A 1,284-nucleotide genomic window follows, 5' to 3' on the forward strand; every position below is an offset into this window, starting at 1 on the left:
TTAGCTGTTCATCATCTCAAAGAAGTCATTGTTGTCCTTGGCGATGCTTAGCTTGTCTCGCAGGAACTCCATGGCTTCTACTGGACCCATTGCTGATAGTAACCTTCTGAGTAGCCATACCTTCTTCAAAAATGCACTCTCTATCAGCATGTCTTCCTTACGAGTCCCAGATTTAGAAATATCAATCGCAGGGTAGATTCTCTTGTCTGCGATTTTCCTGTCTAGGATTATTTCACAGTTACCTGTACCCTTGAATTCTTCAAAGATGACTTCATCCATCTTTGAACCAGTTTCAATCAGTGCTGTTGCAATGATGGTGAGTGACCCGCCATTCTCGATGTTCCTTGCAGCTCCGAAGAACCTCTTGGGTCTTTGCAATGCGTTGGAATCTACCCCACCAGTTAGTACCTTACCAGATGATGGCATGACCTCATTGTACGCACGGGCCAATCTGGTGATTGAGTCTAGTAGTATCACAACTTCCTTCTTGTGTTCTACCATCCTCTTAGCCCGCTCAATTACTATTTCAGCCAGTTGTACGTGCCTATATGCTGGCTCATCAAATGTGGAGCTCACTACTTCTCCTTTTACTGACCTCAGCATGTCTGTAACTTCCTCAGGCCGTTCTCCTATGAGCAGGACTATCAACTCCATGTTTGGGTGATTCATGGCAATGGAGTGTGCAATCTGCTGCAAAATTACCGTCTTGCCCACCCTAGGTGGTGCTACAATCAGTGCACGCTGACCTTTGCCCAGTGGGGCTATGATGTCTATTGCGCGCATGCTGATGTCTTTCTTCTCCCCTCCAAAACTCTCTTTGCATTCGAGTAAAATCCTCTCCTCAGGGTATAGTGGAATCAGATCGTCAAAGTGTACGTACCTCTGTAGCTTTCCTATCTCTGTGTAGTTTATGCTATATGCCTTGACCAGTGTGAAGTATCTCTCCTTCTCCCCAGGTGCTCTGATCTCGCCACTTACTATGTCTCCTGTTCTTAAATTGAACTTCTTGATCTGGCCTGCAGATATGTAGATATCATCACTGCTTGCTGCATAGTTAGCCTTGGCTGATCTTAAAAACCCAAACCCGTCAGGTAGTGTCTCTACTACTCCACCTCCGATAGCTATGCCTCCTTCACTGATAACTCGCTTCATTAGCTGGAAAATTATCTCCTGCTTCAGCATCCTTCCGTTGCTGACTACTCCCAACTCCTCTGCTGTTACCAGTAACTCCTCCGTGCTCTTTTGCTTCAGTTCACACAGGTTCAGTACCCTCCCTCCTTCGGA

Annotated in this window: 1 protein-coding gene; it reads right to left on the minus strand. The window is 46.1% G+C overall.

Features of this window, described 5'->3' with window-relative positions; all coding sequences use genetic code 11:
- The coding region (gene rho / locus GAC_RS00300) for a transcription termination factor Rho (protein WP_037348958.1) at window positions 1–1,284 on the minus strand (1,284 nt) is incomplete at its 5' end.

The organism is Anaplasma marginale str. Florida, from assembly GCF_000215485.1.
GTDB classification, from domain to species: Bacteria; Pseudomonadota; Alphaproteobacteria; order Rickettsiales; family Anaplasmataceae; genus Anaplasma; species Anaplasma marginale.